This is a genomic window from Enterobacter sp. SM3 (genome assembly GCF_009811935.2).
Classification (GTDB): domain Bacteria; phylum Pseudomonadota; class Gammaproteobacteria; order Enterobacterales; family Enterobacteriaceae; genus Enterobacter; species Enterobacter asburiae_D.
The window spans coordinates 1,274,448-1,292,144 of sequence record NZ_CP099971.1 but is presented as its reverse complement, the minus strand read 5'-3'; the positions used below and the strand labels follow the sequence as shown (position 1 = coordinate 1,292,144).

20 protein-coding genes are annotated in these 17,697 nt (G+C 52.3%); 12 read left to right on the top strand and 8 right to left on the bottom strand.

What is annotated here, in order from left to right:
* The first annotated feature begins 48 nt into the window (after positions 1–48).
* From dacA to lipA, 5 genes are all read left to right on the top strand, one after another.
* On the top strand, positions 49–1,260 hold the full coding sequence (dacA, locus tag GVO84_RS05960) for a D-alanyl-D-alanine carboxypeptidase DacA (protein ID WP_014069323.1): 1,212 nt from the start codon (positions 49–51) through the stop codon (positions 1,258–1,260).
* Positions 1,261–1,366: 106 nt separating this feature from the next.
* A complete protein-coding gene (gene ybeD, locus GVO84_RS05955) occupies positions 1,367–1,630 on the top strand; it encodes a DUF493 family protein YbeD (RefSeq protein ID WP_006177135.1) in 264 nt (87 codons plus the stop codon).
* 94 nt (positions 1,631–1,724) lie between these two features.
* Entirely contained in the window at positions 1,725–2,366 is a 642-nt protein-coding gene (gene lipB, locus GVO84_RS05950) for a lipoyl(octanoyl) transferase LipB (RefSeq protein WP_023334889.1), read from the top strand.
* 291 nt (positions 2,367–2,657) lie between these two features.
* A complete protein-coding gene (locus GVO84_RS05945) occupies positions 2,658–3,611 on the top strand; it encodes a YbeF family transcriptional regulator (protein ID WP_159513648.1) in 954 nt (317 codons plus the stop codon).
* A gap of 207 nt (positions 3,612–3,818) precedes the next feature.
* Entirely contained in the window at positions 3,819–4,784 is a 966-nt protein-coding gene (gene lipA / locus GVO84_RS05940; protein WP_024907012.1) for a lipoyl synthase, read from the top strand.
* An 81-nt stretch (positions 4,785–4,865) separates the two neighbouring features.
* Here the strand turns inward: lipA and tatE are convergent, their stop codons facing one another.
* Together tatE and GVO84_RS05930 are read right to left on the bottom strand one after the other, a co-directional pair.
* Positions 4,866–5,069, bottom strand: coding sequence for a twin-arginine translocase subunit TatE (gene tatE, locus GVO84_RS05935; protein WP_023310742.1), 204 nt, complete (start codon positions 5,067–5,069; stop codon positions 4,866–4,868).
* A gap of 125 nt (positions 5,070–5,194) precedes the next feature.
* Positions 5,195–5,983 carry a deaminated glutathione amidase gene (locus GVO84_RS05930; protein WP_121425463.1) on the bottom strand — a complete coding sequence of 263 codons (789 nt, stop codon included), beginning with the start codon at positions 5,981–5,983 and terminating at the stop codon, positions 5,195–5,197.
* Between the two features lie 67 nt (positions 5,984–6,050).
* Between GVO84_RS05930 and crcB the strand changes: the two genes are divergently transcribed.
* Complete coding sequence (crcB, locus tag GVO84_RS05925) at positions 6,051–6,434, top strand: fluoride efflux transporter CrcB (protein ID WP_008501029.1); 384 nt, start codon at positions 6,051–6,053, stop codon at positions 6,432–6,434.
* Positions 6,435–6,653: 219 nt separating this feature from the next.
* Here the strand turns inward: crcB and cspE are convergent, their stop codons facing one another.
* Both cspE and pagP read right to left on the bottom strand, forming a co-directional pair.
* Complete coding sequence (gene cspE / locus GVO84_RS05920) at positions 6,654–6,863, bottom strand: transcription antiterminator/RNA stability regulator CspE (protein ID WP_002439184.1); 210 nt, start codon at positions 6,861–6,863, stop codon at positions 6,654–6,656.
* A 190-nt stretch (positions 6,864–7,053) separates the two neighbouring features.
* The gene (pagP, locus tag GVO84_RS05915; RefSeq protein WP_168979849.1) at positions 7,054–7,671 is read right to left on the bottom strand and encodes a lipid IV(A) palmitoyltransferase PagP; all 618 of its coding nucleotides are present in this window, start codon (positions 7,669–7,671) and stop codon (positions 7,054–7,056) included.
* Positions 7,672–8,063: 392 nt separating this feature from the next.
* On the opposite strand from pagP, the gene dcuC reads away from it, so the two are divergent.
* Both dcuC and rna read left to right on the top strand, forming a co-directional pair.
* Positions 8,064–9,431: an anaerobic C4-dicarboxylate transporter DcuC gene (gene dcuC / locus GVO84_RS05910; protein ID WP_021242585.1), complete on the top strand. Its 1,368-nt coding sequence runs from the start codon at positions 8,064–8,066 to the stop codon at positions 9,429–9,431.
* Between the two features lie 130 nt (positions 9,432–9,561).
* Positions 9,562–10,335: a ribonuclease I gene (rna, locus tag GVO84_RS05905; protein ID WP_370686473.1), complete on the top strand. Its 774-nt coding sequence runs from the start codon at positions 9,562–9,564 to the stop codon at positions 10,333–10,335.
* On the opposite strand, the gene GVO84_RS05900 is transcribed toward rna, so the two are convergent.
* A complete protein-coding gene (locus GVO84_RS05900) occupies positions 10,329–10,946 on the bottom strand; it encodes a flavin reductase family protein (RefSeq protein ID WP_121425467.1) in 618 nt (205 codons plus the stop codon). The two genes, rna and GVO84_RS05900, sit on opposite strands and share 7 nt — an antisense overlap.
* Before the next feature lie 245 nt (positions 10,947–11,191).
* Here GVO84_RS05900 and rnk point away from each other — a divergent pair, with 245 nt between their 5' ends.
* Both rnk and yldA read left to right on the top strand, forming a co-directional pair.
* A complete protein-coding gene (gene rnk, locus GVO84_RS05895) occupies positions 11,192–11,602 on the top strand; it encodes a nucleoside diphosphate kinase regulator (protein ID WP_121425468.1) in 411 nt (136 codons plus the stop codon).
* Between the two features lie 137 nt (positions 11,603–11,739).
* Complete coding sequence (gene yldA / locus GVO84_RS05890) at positions 11,740–11,829, top strand: small membrane protein YldA (RefSeq protein ID WP_283771125.1); 90 nt, start codon at positions 11,740–11,742, stop codon at positions 11,827–11,829.
* 8 nt (positions 11,830–11,837) lie between these two features.
* On the opposite strand, the gene GVO84_RS05885 is transcribed toward yldA, so the two are convergent.
* Positions 11,838–13,076: a zinc-dependent alcohol dehydrogenase gene (locus tag GVO84_RS05885; RefSeq protein ID WP_159513645.1), complete on the bottom strand. Its 1,239-nt coding sequence runs from the start codon at positions 13,074–13,076 to the stop codon at positions 11,838–11,840.
* Between the two features lie 180 nt (positions 13,077–13,256).
* Between GVO84_RS05885 and uspG the strand changes: the two genes are divergently transcribed.
* Positions 13,257–13,685 carry a universal stress protein UspG gene (gene uspG / locus GVO84_RS05880; RefSeq protein WP_023310731.1) on the top strand — a complete coding sequence of 143 codons (429 nt, stop codon included), beginning with the start codon at positions 13,257–13,259 and terminating at the stop codon, positions 13,683–13,685.
* Between the two features lie 60 nt (positions 13,686–13,745).
* On the opposite strand, the gene ahpF is transcribed toward uspG, so the two are convergent.
* Positions 13,746–15,311 carry an alkyl hydroperoxide reductase subunit F gene (gene ahpF / locus GVO84_RS05875; RefSeq protein WP_029740125.1) on the bottom strand — a complete coding sequence of 522 codons (1,566 nt, stop codon included), beginning with the start codon at positions 15,309–15,311 and terminating at the stop codon, positions 13,746–13,748.
* Between the two features lie 187 nt (positions 15,312–15,498).
* Positions 15,499–16,062: an alkyl hydroperoxide reductase subunit C gene (gene ahpC / locus GVO84_RS05870; RefSeq protein ID WP_032638815.1), complete on the bottom strand. Its 564-nt coding sequence runs from the start codon at positions 16,060–16,062 to the stop codon at positions 15,499–15,501.
* Between the two features lie 614 nt (positions 16,063–16,676).
* Here ahpC and citR point away from each other — a divergent pair.
* On the top strand, positions 16,677–17,576 hold the full coding sequence (gene citR / locus GVO84_RS05865; protein ID WP_121425470.1) for a DNA-binding transcriptional repressor CitR: 900 nt from the start codon (positions 16,677–16,679) through the stop codon (positions 17,574–17,576).
* Positions 17,577–17,697: the final 121 nt, after the last annotated feature.

Genomic DNA, 17,697 nt, shown 5'->3' with positions numbered 1-17,697 from the left:
TAGTAAGGCACTTTTTTTAATTCCATCACGGATGTCGTAGTTCTGACCATGAAGACCACTTTTTCTGCTCGTTTTGTGCAGCGCATGGCGCTGACCACGGCCCTTTGCGCTGCTGCGCTCTCTGCAGCTCACGCCGATGACCTGAATATCAAGACCATGATCCCTGGCGTTCCGCAAATCGACGCGGAATCCTACATCCTGATCGATTACAACTCTGGCAAAGTGCTGGCAGAACAGAATGCCGATGCCCGCCGTGATCCGGCCAGCCTGACCAAAATGATGACCAGCTACGTTATCGGCCAGGCGATGAAGGCGGGTAAATTCAAAGAATCGGATCTGGTCACCATCGGTAACGATGCGTGGGCAACCGGGAACCCTGTTTTCAAAGGTTCCTCTCTTATGTTCCTGAAGCCGGGTATGCAGGTTCCTGTTTCCCAGCTGATTCGTGGTATCAACCTGCAGTCGGGTAACGATGCCTGCGTGGCGATGGCCGATTTTGCCGCCGGTAGCCAGGATGCCTTCGTGGGTCTGATGAACAGCTACGTAACCGCGCTGGGTCTGAAAAACAGCCATTTCCAGACCGTACACGGCCTGGACGCAGACGGTCAGTACAGCTCCGCACGTGATATGGCCCTGATTGGTCAGGCGCTGATCCGCGATGTCCCTAATGAATACTCTATCTATAAAGAGAAAGAGTTCACCTTCAATGGTATTCGTCAGACCAACCGTAACGGCCTGCTGTGGGATAACAGCCTGAACGTTGACGGCATTAAAACTGGCCACACCGACAAAGCGGGCTACAACCTGGTGGCCTCTGCCACTGAAGGTCAGATGCGTCTGATCTCTGCCGTGATGGGCGGCCGCACCTTTAAAGGTCGTGAAACAGAAAGCAAGAAACTGCTGACCTGGGGCTTCCGTTTCTTCGAAACCGTGAATCCACTGAAAGCAGGCAAAGAGTTTGCGTCTGAACCCGTCTGGTTCGGCGACAATGACCGTGCTTCTCTCGGCGTTGATAAAGACCTCTACCTGACCATTCCGCGCGGTCGTATGAAGGATCTGAAAGCCAGCTACGTGCTGAACAGCACCGAACTGCATGCCCCGCTGCAGAAAAACCAGGTTGTGGGCACCATCAACTTCCAGCTGGATGGAAAAACGATCGATCAGCGTCCGCTGGTTGTCCTGCAGGAAATTCCTGAAGGCAATTTCTTCGGCAAAATCATTGATTACATTAAATTGATGTTCCACCACTGGTTTGGTTAAAAATTGAACACTTGAAAGTGTGATTTTGATCCCCATATACTAAGTATCCTGATAACTCCCACCTGACGTGGGAGTTATTATTTTTTGACGTTACGCCGGAGCTGACATGAAAACCAAACTTAACGAACTGCTTGAATTCCCTACCTCATTTACCTACAAAGTAATGGGTCTGGCGAAACCTGAGCTGGTTGATCAGGTGGTTGAAGTGGTACAGCGCCATGCGCCGGGTGACTACTCTCCGTCAGTAAAACCAAGCAGCAAGGGCAACTACCACTCGGTTTCTATTACCATCACTGCGACACACATTGAGCAGGTGGAAACGCTGTACGAAGAGCTCGGCAATATCGAAATTGTTCGTATGGTGCTGTAGTCCCTTTGCGGTTACCCGGTTTGCCGGGTAACCCCTCTCCCCGCTGTGATATACTCCCCCACACCTTTTGTCCCTCGTCTTCGGAGACGCAGTTTTGTATCAGGATAAAATTCTGGTCCGTCACCTCGGGCTGCAACCTTATGAGCCTGTCTCCCAGGCTATGCATGACTTCACCGATTCACGCGATGACAGCACCCCAGATGAAATCTGGCTGGTCGAACACCTGCCGGTATTTACGCAGGGTCAGGCGGGTAAAGCAGAGCATCTATTAATGACGGGAGATATCCCGGTTATTCAGAGCGATCGCGGCGGTCAGGTCACTTACCATGGGCCCGGGCAGCAGGTGATGTACGTCCTGCTGAATCTGAAACGCAGAAAGCTGGGCGTGCGAGAGCTGGTGACCCTGCTGGAACAAACTGTCGTCAACACGCTGGCGGAATACGGTATTGACGCGCATCCGCGCGCCGATGCGCCGGGCGTCTACGTTGGGGAAATGAAGATCTGCTCCCTGGGGCTGCGTATTCGTAAAGGCTGCTCATTCCATGGCCTGGCCTTGAATATTAATATGGACCTCGCGCCTTTCCAGCGCATAAACCCCTGCGGCTACGCCGGCATGGAAATGACCCAAATGCGCCAGTGGGTAGAAACCGCTACGCCAGAGAATATTCGTCCCGTGCTTTTGAAGAACGTGTTAGCGCTACTTAACAATCCCCCGCACGAATATATCCCTGCTTAATATATCGTACAACAGGGCTCGATAATTTGACGGGCCGCTGTTTATTTACCGCTTTTGCACTTTACAATAATCCACAGATTCTATATTTTCGAAGCGCCCGAATATTACCGCTACATATTATTTAGCCTCCAGCAAGCTTGGCAAACACGGCATAAGTAACGTGAGCAATTATCACACAACTGTTTGCTTTTGATAAACAAGTGAAACAAAACCAACACTTTACGAATCTCTACAAGCATAATAAATAAATTCAACTATCATTCATATTGTGAATGTATACGGAGTGAAAGCGTGGAGTATAATAATTTACCAGCCAAACGACTGAATGAACCTGGTGGCGAAGACAAGCCGCAAATTTTTCGGACTTTACGTAATATTGATCTCAATTTACTGACTATTTTTGAGGCAGTATATGTCCATAAGGGTATCGTTAACGCTGCGAAAATTCTTAATCTCACGCCATCAGCAATAAGCCAGTCAATCCAAAAGCTACGCGCTATATTTCCTGACCCGTTATTTATCCGCAAGGGCCAGGGGGTAACGCCGACGGCTTACGCCACGCATCTCCACGAGTACATCAGCCAGGGGCTGGAGTCGATTCTGGGCGCGCTGGATTTAACCGGGAGCTATGATAAGCAGAGAACCATCACCATCGGCTGCTCCCCTTCTGTGGGTGTGCTGGTGATGCCAGCAATCTTCCAGGCCGTGAAAGAACATGCTCCGCAGCTCCTGCTTCGCAACGTGCCGCTCAATGAACCTGACATTCAGCTTGCGCAGTTCCAGACGGACCTGATTATTGAAAGCGGCAGCTTCAGTGCCAGAGCGCTGGGGCAGAACGTGCTCTATGCAGATAACCTGGTGCTGGTTTGCCGGCAGCAGCATCCGGTTCTCAGCGAACCGCTGACCATCGAAAACCTGCGCAACTACGACCACTCGTCTTTCATGACCGAAGGGCAGTCTAACCATGCGCTTCGTCAGCGTATTGATGAAATTTTCCCGGAACGTCAGATCAGCTTCAGCAGTTACAATATGTTCACCACGGCATCCCTGATCGGCAGCAGCGACATGCTGTGCGTTATGCCATCACGCCTGTATGGCCTGCTACGAAAATGCTGGCCGCTGGAGAGCATTCCGCTCAGTCAGCTTAATGCGGAATCTTTCGAGATTTCACTGCATTACAACAAGCTGAGTTTGCGCGATCCGGTCCTGGAAAACGTCATCCGCATCATCCGTCAGGCCTTCTGACAGGTTTAGCCAGCACAAGCCCCTGCAACAGGCAGGGCAAAAGGCACAAAACAACAACTATTTTACAAATTGGCGATCTGGCAGGCTGCTTTAACGACCGTTTCAATGATATACTGCCTGTCGTTCGTTCAAAAATAGTTGATAAATACAACATTCCCTTGAATTGAAACGCTTTCCTTCGATATTCGCAACTGGAACACGCACGCTATGAGTAAACCCATTGTGATGGAACGCGGTGTTAAATACCGCGATGCCGATAAAATGGCCCTTATCCCGGTTAAAAACGTGGCTACAGAGCGCGAGGCGCTGTTAAGAAAACCGGAATGGATGAAAATCAAACTTCCGGCCGACTCTTCGCGTATCCAGGGGATCAAAGCGGCGATGCGCAAGAATGGCCTTCACTCAGTATGTGAAGAAGCCTCTTGTCCGAACCTTGCTGAATGTTTCAATCACGGTACCGCGACGTTTATGATTCTGGGTGCTATCTGCACCCGCCGCTGCCCGTTCTGCGATGTTGCTCATGGCCGTCCAGTCGCACCTGATGCTAACGAACCCCAGAAGCTAGCGCAGACCATCGCCGACATGGCGCTGCGTTATGTGGTGATCACCTCCGTTGACCGTGACGATCTGCGTGACGGTGGTGCTCAGCACTTCGCCGACTGCATTACGGCCATTCGCGAGAAGAGCCCTAACATCAAAATCGAGACGCTGGTGCCTGACTTCCGTGGCCGTATGGACCGCGCGCTAGATATCCTGACCGCAACGCCGCCAGATGTGTTTAACCACAACCTGGAGAACGTGCCGCGTCTCTACCGTCAGGTCCGCCCGGGCGCAGACTACAACTGGTCTCTGAAACTGCTGGAGCGTTTCAAAGAAGCGCATCCGCATATTCCGACCAAGTCTGGTTTGATGGTGGGTCTGGGTGAAACCAATGAGGAAATCATTGAGGTGATGCGCGATCTTCGCCGCCACGGTGTAACCATGTTGACCCTGGGACAGTACCTGCAGCCAAGCCGTCACCACCTGCCGGTACAGCGCTACGTGAGCCCGGACGAGTTCGATGAAATGAAAGCCGAAGCGATGGCGATGGGCTTCACCCACGCTGCCTGCGGCCCATTCGTTCGCTCCTCATACCATGCCGATATGCAGGCAAAAGGCGAAGAAGTTAAATAATGCTGTAATATTCTTTTACAGTAATACAAAAAAACCGGCCTCATGAGCCGGTTTTTTTTCGCAAGCCCTCAGGCGTTGCTGTCACTCTTTGTGAGAAAGCTTGTCTGCCGGGACGTCATCCTCGGCGCTTTTCTTCGCCGCTGCATCATCGTCGTTCATCGCTTTCTTAAAGCCTTTGATGGCAGCCCCCAGGTCACCACCCAGCGTGCGTAACTTCTTGGTACCAAACAGCAGGACGACCAGTGCGGCAACCACCAGCAGTTTGGTAATACTAATCTCACCCATAGATACCTTCTTTACTTAAAACAGGCTGCATTCAGCGCCAAAACCTGACTGTATTAACGGTCATTTAGCGCGTGCACACAATAGCAATCTGTAACAAGGTGAATCAAGCGTTGTTGAAAAAAACATCACAATAATTGCGGTGGCGCAAACCGACGATTGCGAAGAACGGGTAATTGCTGGCGCGCAAGTGAAATTCTCTCTAAGTTTATCTCCGCCACCAGCAAATGCGGGGCTTCAGCGGCGGCAACGATCGTCACCCCCAGCGGATCAACCACCCTGCTTTGCCCGATGTTTTTCGTGCCACATTCCCCTGCGGCAACGACGTAGCAGGTTGTATCCAGCGCGCGCGCCGCAAGCAGCGTTGCCCAGTGGTGCTCTTTTAACGGCCCTCTGACCCACGCGGCAGGCAGTACCAGTGCGTCCGCCCCCTGCAGCGCCAGATGGAGCGCCAGCTCGGGAAAACGCAGGTCATAGCACGTCATCAGCCCAATCTTAAATCCGTCAATCTCCAGCAATGGGGGGATACCGTCTCCAGGGTCAACGCGACGCGACTCCTGAATGCTGAACGCATCATAGAGATGAAGCTTGGCGTAACGTGCGACAATGACCCCGCCACGAACAGCCACAAGCGTATTCACCGCGCGACCCGGCGTTGAGGGAACATGGATCGTTAAGATCGTCGTCATCGTATTGCCTACGCTCTGGGCGAGCAGCTGCTGTAAAAATTCGCCGTCCAGCGGCTGCGCGGACTTCACGGATAAATCCGGGTCATTATCATCCCGGGCCAGCAGCGCCTCGGGGAGAACCAGCAGCGACGCCCCTTTCTGCCGGGCCTGCTTCATCAGGTCGACGCACGTGAGCGCATTTTCACGCCAGTCAGGCGTGACCACAAATTGCCCTACCGCAACATACATATTTGTCCCCTCATCATAAACGGCGTTAAACTCGCTTCTCTTACACATCAAATAGCAGGTATTTAGCGTGTTACAACTACTTTTAGCCGTTTTTATTGGTGGGGGAACGGGTAGCGTTGCGCGATGGTTTCTGAGTATGCGGTTTAACCCCCTGCATCAGGCGATTCCCATGGGGACGCTTGCCGCTAACCTGATTGGTGCCTTTATCATCGGCATGGGGCTGGCCTGGTTTAACCGAATGACGCACATCGACCCGATGTGGAAGGTATTGATTACCACCGGATTCTGCGGCGGTTTGACAACCTTCTCAACCTTTTCTGCGGAAACGGTTTTTCTCTTTCAGGAAGGCCGTATCGGCTGGGCGCTGATGAATATGGCGATTAACATGCTCGGCTCCTTTGCGATGACGGGGATCGCATTCTGGCTATTTTCTTCCGCAAGCGCGCATTAACAGCCGAACCGTTAATGTTGGCTTAATTTTTCTCTGTCACTCTGGATGTTGTACAGAACGAGGGTGACAGAATGAAACAGAGTCTGATGAGCGCAGGAATGGTGTTGTTGAGCGTGCTGATCGTAGCCAGCTTTCTGAAAATGTATCTGCTTGGCTGATTCAAAACGAAAAAAACCCGCTCAGTGAGCGGGTTTTGAAATTCTTGCTGACGCGTCTGAATTACAGAGCGATTACGTTAGCAGCAGAAGGGCCTTTGGCACCGTTAGTGATTTCGAACTCTACGCGCTGACCTTCAGCCAGAGTTTTGAAACCATTAGACTGGATTGCAGAGAAGTGTACGAACACGTCTTTGCTGCCATCTTCAGGAGTAATGAAACCGAATCCTTTGGACTCATTAAACCACTTAACGTTACCTTTAATCTTAGACATCAAAATTACCTTTACATTAAAAAACGACACAAATGCTGTGTCGGTTATCAGTACATCAATTGTGGGACCTTTTGTCCAGCGGATCTTTGATAAAAAGTGACTAAAGTCGCGTTAATTTTCACTGACAGATTTTTATCGCTTATGAATCAACGCCTGCGCGTTTTTTCACCACCATTTCACATTTTGTCAGTTAAAACTGAAAACGCATCCAGGCGAAGTAAACGTTTCCGTTGTTGTAAGTCCCCGGGATGTAGGTCATCTGGAACGTTGCGGGGCCATAGCCAATCGAGGCCAGCGGCAGCAGCACCGGGATCGGGATGTAGTTCCAGTTATCACGTGCAGTGACCCCGGCGGTATAGCCCAAACCGACGTGGAAGTTCTCGTCCGCTAGCGGACGCCAGGTTTTCTCCCAACCATATCCCCCAATCGGCTCCCATTTATTAAACGAGTCTTTGAAGGCCATCAGATAGATGCCATGCCAGTTGCCTTTTTCATCCCAGCGAGACTGGCCAAAACCCGCGCCCCACGGACGCTCGTTGTATTTATCGGTTTTCTCTTTGTCATAAGCAAAACGCGCATGCCACGTTATTGCCGGAACATAGAGATCGTAATGTTCAGGTGCCGTCCATGTCTGGGAAACATTATCCGTAAAGGTTGAGAACCAGCCTTTATCCGCCGCGTTGCCTTCTGCCTGTGCAACAGAAGAAAACGTTAACTGCCCAAAAATAAACAACAAAATAGAGAAAAAAGTATTACGTACGATCACAATGCAATTACCATTCTTAGTATTCGAGGCAAAGTTTACCATAAAATAGTTGAATCAAGGCTTAACAGCATCGGCGTTATTCCTAATTATTCGGCCTCTTTCCGGGAATATTCTTAAAGAAAGCCAGAGATAGGTGCAAATAAACCCACAAGGGGTGTGACTTTTCACATTAAGCTTTGTTAATCAGCAACATGCAAAACCATACAAAACATTAACAATTTGTTATCATTAATGGGACATGTTGCGCTATTTCTGAGGGTCAAGGGCCGCATGACATAAATGTATGGGCCATGGCAAAACACAGTTGTTCGGTTCTCTAGTCGTCTGTTTATTGATTTTAATCAGCAAGAACAGGCCAATTATTCGGCACATTTTCATCCTTCTTTTTTTATTGATTTTTTGTGCTCCATTGCAGCAGAGATACAGGGGAAATCATGCTTACGTTATTCGAGCTCCTTATTGGCGTCGTCGTCATTGTCGGCGTCGCGCGCTACATCATTAAAGGCTACTCGGCCACGGGCGTATTATTTGTTGGCGGTTTAACGCTGCTGATTATCAGCGCAATAATGGGGCACCAGGTGTTACCAGCCAGCGCGACCAGCACCGGTTACACCGCTACAGATATTGTTGAATACATTAAAATATTGCTCATGAGCCGCGGCGGCGATCTGGGCATGATGATCATGATGCTGTGTGGTTTTGCAGCCTATATGACCCACATCGGCGCCAACGACATGGTCGTTAAGCTTGCCTCCAAACCCCTGCAGTACATCAACTCGCCGTATCTGCTGATGGTCGCCGCCTATTTCCTTGCCTGCCTGATGTCGCTGGCCGTTTCGTCGGCTACCGGACTTGGCGTACTGCTCATGGCGACGCTGTTCCCGGTCATGGTGAACGTCGGTATCAGCCGCGGTGCGGCCGCGGCAATTTGCGCGTCCCCGGCGGCCATTATTCTCTCCCCAACCTCCGGTGACGTTGTGCTGGCGGCAAAGGCGGCGGAGATGTCACTCATCGACTTTGCCTTTAAAACCACGTTACCGATCTCAATTGTTGCCATCGTGGGCATGGGTATCGCGCATTTCTTCTGGCAGCGCTATCTCGATAAGAAAGAAAACATCAGCCATGAAATGATGGACGTGAGTGAAATCACCACCACCGCTCCCGCGTTCTATGCCATTCTGCCGTTCACCCCGATTATCGGAGTGCTGATTTTTGACGGCAAATGGGGTCCACAGCTGCACATCATCACCATTCTGGTCATCTGTATGCTGCTGGCCGCCGTGCTGGAGTTTGTACGCGGTTTTAACACACAAAAAGTCTTCTCAGGTCTGGAAGTGGCATATCGCGGTATGGCGGATGCCTTCGCTGGCGTGGTGATGCTGCTGGTTGCGGCAGGCGTTTTTGCCCAGGGTCTGAGCACGATCGGCTTTATCCAGAGCCTGATTTCTATCGCCACCTCGTTCGGCTCGGCCAGTATTATCCTGATGCTGGTTCTGGTGGTGCTCACCATGCTGGCGGCCATGACCACCGGTTCAGGTAATGCGCCTTTCTACGCCTTCGTTGAGATGATCCCGAAACTGGCCCACTCATCCGGTATTAACCCGGCCTATCTCTCCATTCCCATGCTGCAGGCGTCAAACCTGGGCCGTACCATTTCTCCGGTGTCGGGCGTGGTCGTTGCCGTTGCCGGGATGGCGAAAATCTCGCCATTCGAAGTTGTCAAACGCACCTCAGTACCCGTTATGGTTGGCCTGATTATCGTGATTATCGCCACGGAAGTGCTGGTACCCGGCGCGGCCTAAGCTAAATTAGGGATATCCAAAAAGCGCCTGCGGGCGCTTTTTGTGCTTTAATAACTTCCAGAAATTAATCGTGCTCATTCGATCAGGAAATCATATGTTCAGGAAGGATATCGTCATCCCGTCTGGCGCAATGGCGCTTGCTCTCTGTCTCTTCTCCGCACAGGCGGAACCGCTGAAGGCAACACAGTATGGCGATTTCGATCGCTATGTGCTGGCTCTCTCCTGGCAAACCGGGTTTTGCCAGAGCATGGTCGAGCGCAACCGTAATGAACCTGACGAATGTCGCCTGCAAAAAGAGCGCGAGAATAAAGCCGATTTTCTGACCGTTCACGGGCTATGGCCCGGCCTGCCGAAATCAATTGCCGCGCGCGGCGTGGATGAACGTCGATGGATGCGTTTCGGCTGTGCCACACGTCCGATTCCGAACATGCCGGAAGTGAAGGCCAGCCGCAAATGCGATGCCGCCGAAACCGGGCTGTCGCTTTCCGCTGCCGCAAAGCTCAACGACGTGATGCCGGGCGCGGGCGGGAATTCCTGCCTGGAACGCTACGAATATGCCAAACATGGCGTCTGCTTTGGTTTCGACCCCGATGCCTATTTCGGCACGATGGTGCGGATGAACCAGGAAGTTAAAAGCAGCGCGGTCGGTAAATTCCTCGCCGATAACTACGGGAAACCCGTCAATCGCAGCGACTTTGACAGTGCCGTTGCCAAAAGCTGGGGCAAGGAGAACATCAAAGCGATCAAGCTGACCTGCAACGGCAACCCGGCGTATCTCACCGAGATGCAGATTTCCCTGAAGGCAGACGCCATTAATAGCCCGCTTTCAGCGGCGTCATTTGCACCGCAGCCACATCCGGGTAACTGCGGAAAACAGTTCGTGATTGATAAAGCCGGTTACTGATCTACCGTCGGGCGCACCATATCAAACCGGTTTTCGTCACTGATGCCATAGTACGCCGTCGGCCCACCCGCACGCAGGATGGGCTGCGCTTTGGCCGTCTGGTATATCCCCTCTTCCAGCAGCGTTTCGGCAATATGGATACCGACCACCTCACCCAATACCAGCCAGGTATCGACCGGCGTGCCGTCGGCACCGGTAAGCTGAATGCACTGCGACAGGCGGCACTCAAAGTTCACCGGGCTTTCTGCGACGCGGGGCGCGTTAACCAGCCGGCTGGCCGCTGGCGTTAGCCCGGCGAAGCTAAATTCATCCCGATCGTGGGGAAGCATCGCTGAGGTTTGGTTCATCGCCTGCGCGAGATCGCGCGTCGCCAGGTTCCAGACAAACTCTTTTGTCTCGGTAATATTCCGCACGCTGTCCTTCCAGCCGTTGCTGGAAAAACCGATGATCGGCGGACGATAGTTAAAGCAGTTAAAGAAGCTATAAGGCGCGAGGTTCAGCTGACCGGCACTATCGCATGAGGAGATCCATCCGATCGGACGTGGACCAATAATGGCGTTCAGCGGATCGTGCGGCAGACCGTGACCCTGAGACGGTTGGTAGAAGTACATAGTTCTCTCTCGTTGGTGGGCAACGCCCTGGTTCAGGACGTTCAGCGTAACGCAATCCGCCGGGAATGCAGACTGAATAAATTTCAGCGAAAATTCATATGGACCATGAATGTGACCTTCATCACTTCAAACTTGGCCGCTCAGCCAGTATCATCGGGAGAGTTAAACCCTCGCTGCCAGACGGCGAGGGTTTTCTTTTGGATCGGTTTCTGCGTGACACGCAGCATTAACGACATGGAGTAAAAATGTCCAGACCTACAATTATCATCAATGAGCTCGACGCAGAACGTATCGACAGATTGCTGGAAAAAGCGGAGTTTGCCTCACTTCCCGTGGCCGACGCCCTGAATGAGGAGCTCGACCGGGCGCAGATGTGCACGCCTGAGTCAATGCCGCATGACGTGGTCACCATGAACAGCCAGGTAAAATTCCGCAACCTGACCACCGGCGAAGAGCTGACCCGCACGCTGGTTTATCCGGCGCAGATGACCGACAGCAGCGCCCAGCTTTCCGTGCTTGCGCCTGTGGGTGCCGCGCTGCTGGGTCTACGCACGGGCGATTCCATCCACTGGGAATTGCCGGGCGGCGCCTCTGCCCATCTTGAAGTGCTGGCATTACTCTACCAGCCAGAAGCCGCGGGCGATTACCTGCGTTAACCTCTTCTGAACAAGCGCCTCCGCGTTGCACAGAGGATGCAGCCGCATCCTCTTTCCGCAAATTCACCCCATTTTCCTATATCGCGCAAAGCGGCCTTCATCCACGCTTAATCTGTTTTGGTGCCGCGGGGACGGTCATGAGTGAGATACTGGTTATCACACTTATTTTTCTGATTTTTGTGGCGATTATCGTCACGGCGGTGCTCTACCTTGAACGCCACAGGTAAGCGAGCACTCATGCAACCCCACCCGGGAAAGCGTTCACCAGGCCCTTAACTTTCTGCTCTGCAGCCTCAGGCGTTTCTGCACCGGGGACCAGAATCACCTTCCGGCACTCCTCCTCCCGTTTTTCGAATACCTGATAGGCGCGCTCCGCATCCGCAAGGGGAAGATAATGGGTCACGATCTCTTCCGGCGTAAGCAGCCCTTTTTCGATCAGCGGTAACAGTTCACCCAGCCAGGCATGGACGTGCGTCTGGCCCATCTTAAACGTCAGCCCCTTATCAAAGGCATCGCCAAACAGGAAGCCATGAATAAACCCGGCGTACACACCGGGTACGCTAACCACCCCACCGCGTCGAACGGCAGCAATGCACTGACGCAACGCTTTGCCGCTGCTGCCTTCAATCTTAAGATTGCTGAGGATCGTTTCGGTGGTGCTGCCTTTCGCTTCGAACCCTACCGCATCAATCACGGCGTCAACCCCGCGCTGGCCAGCGGTCTGCTCGATGATTTTTTCCGCTGCGTCGTTATCATCATCAAAGTTGATGGGGATTGCGCCGTAACGCGCCTCGGCAAAGCGCAAACGGTACGGGTGGTGATCGATAACAAAGATCTGCTCCGCTCCCAGCAGCCGCGCGCAGGCAATGGTCAGTAGCCCCACCGGCCCGGCGCCGAAAACCGCTACGCTTGAGCCTTTTTCAATCTGCGCATTTTTTGCGGCCTGCCAGGCCGTGGGCAAAATATCGGAAAGGAAAAGCGCCTTATCATCGGAAAGGAGCTGCGGGACCTTAAACGGCCCGACGTTGCCTTTTGGCACGCGGACATATTCTGCCTGTCCCCCCGGCACGCCGCCGTAGAGATGGCTATAGCCAAACAGCGCGGCCGGCGCGGGGATTTGCTTTTTGTTCAGCGCGGCGCCCTGCCCGGCATTGGTATTTTCACAGGCCGCGTATTGCTGCAGGCGGCAAAAGAAACAGTCCCCGCAGGCGATGACAAAGGGGATCACCACCCGATCCCCTTTTTGCAAATTCTTCACCTCTGAGCCGCACTCGACGATTTCCCCCATAAACTCATGGCCAAAAATGTCGCCGTGCTGCACCTTCGGGATCTTTCCGCGATAGAGATGCAAATCGGAGCCGCAGATCGCCGTGGCCGTGACGCGCAGAATGATATCGTCGGGCTGTTCGATGATGGGATCGGGGACATTCTCGACGCGAACATGGTGCGGACCGTGATACGTAAGTGCTTTCATGCGACCTCCGAAAGGTTCCAGGTAAGTGTATAAGGGTAGCTACCCCTCAAGGTCTGCCCCGGAATACGGGCCTTTTGAGATTTATCCTGGTGAGATAAGAAAACTGACGGAGCGCTTACAGAAACCATTTATATTTTATGGTTAAATAAGTTCAGCGTTTATAAACAAGGAGAAACGGGTATGTATCAGAGAATCATTATGCCGGTTGATGTTTTTGAGATGGAGCTGAGCGACAAGGCCGTTCGCCATGCGGAGTTCCTGGCGCAGCAGGACGGAGTCATCCATCTGTTGCACGTCCTGCCGGGCTCCGCCAGCCTGAGCCTTCACCGCTTTGCCGCCGACGTGCGTCGCTTCGAAGAGCATTTGCAGCATGAAGCGGAAACCCGTCTGCAGACCATGGTCAGCCACTTCAGCATCGACCCTTCAAGGATCAAAACGCACGTCAGATTCGGCAGCGTACGCGATGCGGTAAACGAACTGGCGAACGAGCTGAAAGCAGACGTGGTGGTCATCGGTTCGCGCAACCCTTCCATTACCACGCATCTGCTGGGCTCTAACGCCTCCAGCGTGATCCGCCACACCCACATACCAGTGATGGTCGTAAGATAAAAAAAGAGGCCACCTTTCGGTGGCCTCTCGCTATTGCAGGTGTAGCCTTACTTTCTTCTGTTATGCGGTTTTGGTGCGGATCAGATAGTCAAATGAACTCAGAGACGCCTTCGCCCCTTCACCCGTGGCGATGATAATCTGTTTGTACGGCACGGTGGTGCAGTCGCCCGCCGCAAACACGCCTTTCACGCTGGTTTCACATTTCGCATCGATGATGATTTCGCCCATGCGGTTGCGCTCAATCGCGCCTTCCAGCCAGGTGGTGTTTGGCAGCAGACCAATCTGCACAAAGATCCCTGACAGCTGAACGCTGTGCACATCGCCGCTCACGCGGTCACGGTATTCCAGTCCGGTCACTTTGCTGCCGTCGCCCTTCACTTCCGTGGTTTGCGCGTTCAGTACGATGTCGACGTTTTTCAGGCTGCGAACTTTATCCTGCAGAACCTGGTCGGCCTTCATCTCTGGAGCAAACTCCAGAAGCGTAACGTGTTCAACAATCCCCGCCAGGTCGATAGCCGCTTCCACGCCGGAGTTACCCCCGCCGATCACCGCCACGCGTTTGCCTTTAAACAGCGGGCCGTCGCAGTGCGGGCAGTAGGTCACACCTTTGGTACGGTACTGATCTTCACCCGGCACGTTCATGTTGCGCCATTTCGCGCCGGTGGCAATGATAATGCTGCGCGCTTTCAGCACCGCGCCGGACGCGGTTTCAATCTGGTGTAACCCCCCCTCCACCGCAGCCGGAACCAGCCTGCTGGCGCTCTGGCTGTCGATCACGTCCACGTCGTAGTCGCTGACGTGCGCCTTCAGCGCCCCCGCCAGCTTCTGGCCTTCGGTCTTCGGCACGGAGATGTAGTTTTCGATGTCCACGGTATCCAGCACTTGACCGCCGAAGCGTTCGCCCATCAGTCCGGTACGAATGCCTTTACGCGCAGAATAAACCGCCGCCGCCGCACCCGCAGGGCCGGAGCCAACAATCAGCACGTCGTAGGCATCGCGTTTGTTCAGCTCTTCCGCCGCACGTTTTTCAGCACCGGTATCCACTTTTGCAACGATTTCGGTCAGCGTCATGCGGCCCTGGCCGAACTCTTTGCCGTTCATGTAGACCGCCGGAACGCCCATCACGTTGCGATCGGTGATTTCATTCTGGAAGGTACCGCCGTCAATCGCCGTGTGCTTAATGCGCGGGTTCAGAACCGACATCAGGTTCAGCGCCTGCACCACGTCCGGGCAGTTGTGGCAGGAGAGCGAGTAATAGGTTTCAAATTCGAAATCACCGTCGATATCGCGGATCTGCTCCAGCAGCGCCTGCGCCTCTTTCGATGGATGACCACCCGTCCACAGGAGCGCCAGCACCAGTGAGGTAAATTCGTGGCCCAGCGGAGAACCGGCAAAGCGCGGTCCCTGGTCGGAGCCTGGGTTGGTAATCAGGAAAGAGGGCTTACGGACCGGCAGCGCGTTGTCTTCTTTGAAGGTCACTTTCGGCGACAGTTCAGCGATCTCCGCCAGCAGTTCCTTGATCTCTGCCGATTTGGCGCTGTCGTCAAGCGTAGCGATCAGCTCAACGGGTTTGGTCAGTTTCTCAAGGTAGGCCTTGAGCTGGGTTTTCATATTTGTGTCGAGCATTGTTCTTCCCTCTCTTAAGACGTCATCATGCAAGCTGCCTTATACGGGCGGCCTGAATGCAACTTGCATCATGGTGCTGGAATGAAATGGGCGCGGGTGCGCCCATTGATTGCCGGGTGGCACTTCGTTTACCCGGCCTACGATACTGTAGGCCTGTGCAAGCGCAGCGCCGCCAGGCTTTACAGACTTAGATCTTGCCGACCAGGTCCAGGGATGGAGCCAGCGTCGCTTCGCCTTCTTTCCATTTCGCCGGGCACACTTCGCCTGGGTGAGAAGCCACGTACTGAGCGGCTTTCACTTTACGCAGCAGGTCAGAAGCATCACGGCCGATACCTTCAGCGGTAACTTCGATAGCCTGGATAATGCCCTGCGGGTCAACAACGAAGGTGGCGCGGTCAGCCAGGCCTTCATCTTCACGCATGTTGTCGAAGTTACGGGTCAGGGCGCCAGTCGGGTCACCGATCATCGCGTATTTGATTTTCGCGATGGTTTCAGAGCTGCCGTGCCATGCTTTGTGGGTGAAGTGGGTATCGGTAGAGACAGAGTAAACGTCTACGCCCAGCTTCTGCAGTTCGTCGTAATGGTCTGCCACGTCGCCCAGCTCAGTCGGGCAAACGAAGGTAAAGTCAGCCGGATAGAAGAAGAAGACGCTCCAGCGGCCTTCGGTATCTTTCTCGGTAACTTCGATGAACTCACCGTTTTTGAACGCCTGGTTTTTGAAAGGTTTAATTTTGGTATTAATCAAAGACATCTGTACTTCCTCCGTGTTTTCGTTGAGATGTAAGGTAACCAACTTTATTCATCGGGGCTAATGCGTATGCTTTATCAAATCAATCAGCCAAACCTTACAACGTCGACAAGACAACAAGGTGAACCTTTTACAGGAAAGCCTGAAAGTAAAAAGGCCGCCTCAACGGGCGGCCCTGATACCTGAATTCCCCGCAGGTACATTCAGTGCCAGCCGAAACTGGCGTTGCGTTGCGCTCTACAACCCTTTATATCAAGGTGGTAACAGCCTTTTGATTACACCACCCGTACAGGGATTGGGCAATCCATAAGAGAGACATTCCTGCCTATGGCTGTGATAGGTTGTGTCGAACATCATTCCGGAGCGTTATAAATTTATTTTTATTATAAAACTATCGCAATATATAAATAACAATTGTCATTTAAAACGTTCACGCCCTCTTCTAAGATAAAATTATCTTAATCACCTTTGAAGCGCTATTTCAATAATCTGACGTCGTGATATATTAAGATGAGTTTAATTTAAAATTAAGAGAGTTAACCGAAAGGATTGTAAATGGTTAACTTCAAACTATAGTTATCAGTGATGTGATAAACACAGCATCCTCAGGACGAAACATGGCAAACCTCTACGACCTTAAAAAATTCGATCTTAATCTGTTAGTCATTTTCGAGTGCATTTACCAACATCTTAGTATCAGTAAAGCCGCCGAGACGCTGTATATCACGCCCTCTGCCGTGAGCCAGTCGCTGCAACGTCTGAGAGGACAACTCAACGATCCTCTTTTTATCCGTTCCGGTAAAGGGATCACGCCCACGACCGTCGGCGTCAATCTGCATCATCATCTGGAACAGAACCTTAACCAGCTTGAGCAGACTATCAATATCATGCACAGCAGCAGGTTGAAGAAAAATTTTGTGATTTACTGCCCGCAGTTTATGAGCACCAAAACGATGCTTGAGCCAATGAAGCTGCTTATGAACAAGTACAATTACTCCATTGAATTACATGATGTTTTTCTTGCTCCTGATTCAGCAGAAGATCTCCTGGCTTACCGAAAAGCCGATCTGATATTTTCTTTTGCCACCTCCAGCAGCCGCTCTATTGCCTGCAGTCTGTATCATAAACTTCCCTTTGTTCTCGTTTGTCGGAAAGATCACCCCCGCATGAGCGGCAAACCGACGCGCGAAGAGATTCTGAATGAAAATTTCACCGCCTACCTGAGCGATGAGAACAGCGTCAAAGACTACCAGGAAAAGGCTGAGAACCTGTTAACCGAAAGAAATATCGTTTACCGAAGCGACTCTTTTATATCCCTTCTGTCGGTGATCAGTTCATCCGACCTCATAGGGCTAGCGCCCACACCGGCCTTTGAACAATATGGTCCCGCGCTTAACCTGCGCAAAGTGGAGACAGACATTCAGTTTCCCAGCATTGATATTTACATGATGTATAATCGTTCCGCGCTGAATAGCTCGGCATTCGCGAGTTTTATTGAAGAAATAACTTTACCGTGAGATGTTGTCGTGGTTCTCGCACAGAATGAGAACCACCTCTTTCAGAAACATACACCATCGTTATAGAAACATTCAGCATAAACTTTATACACCTCATTAATTATTGACTGATATAATTCTC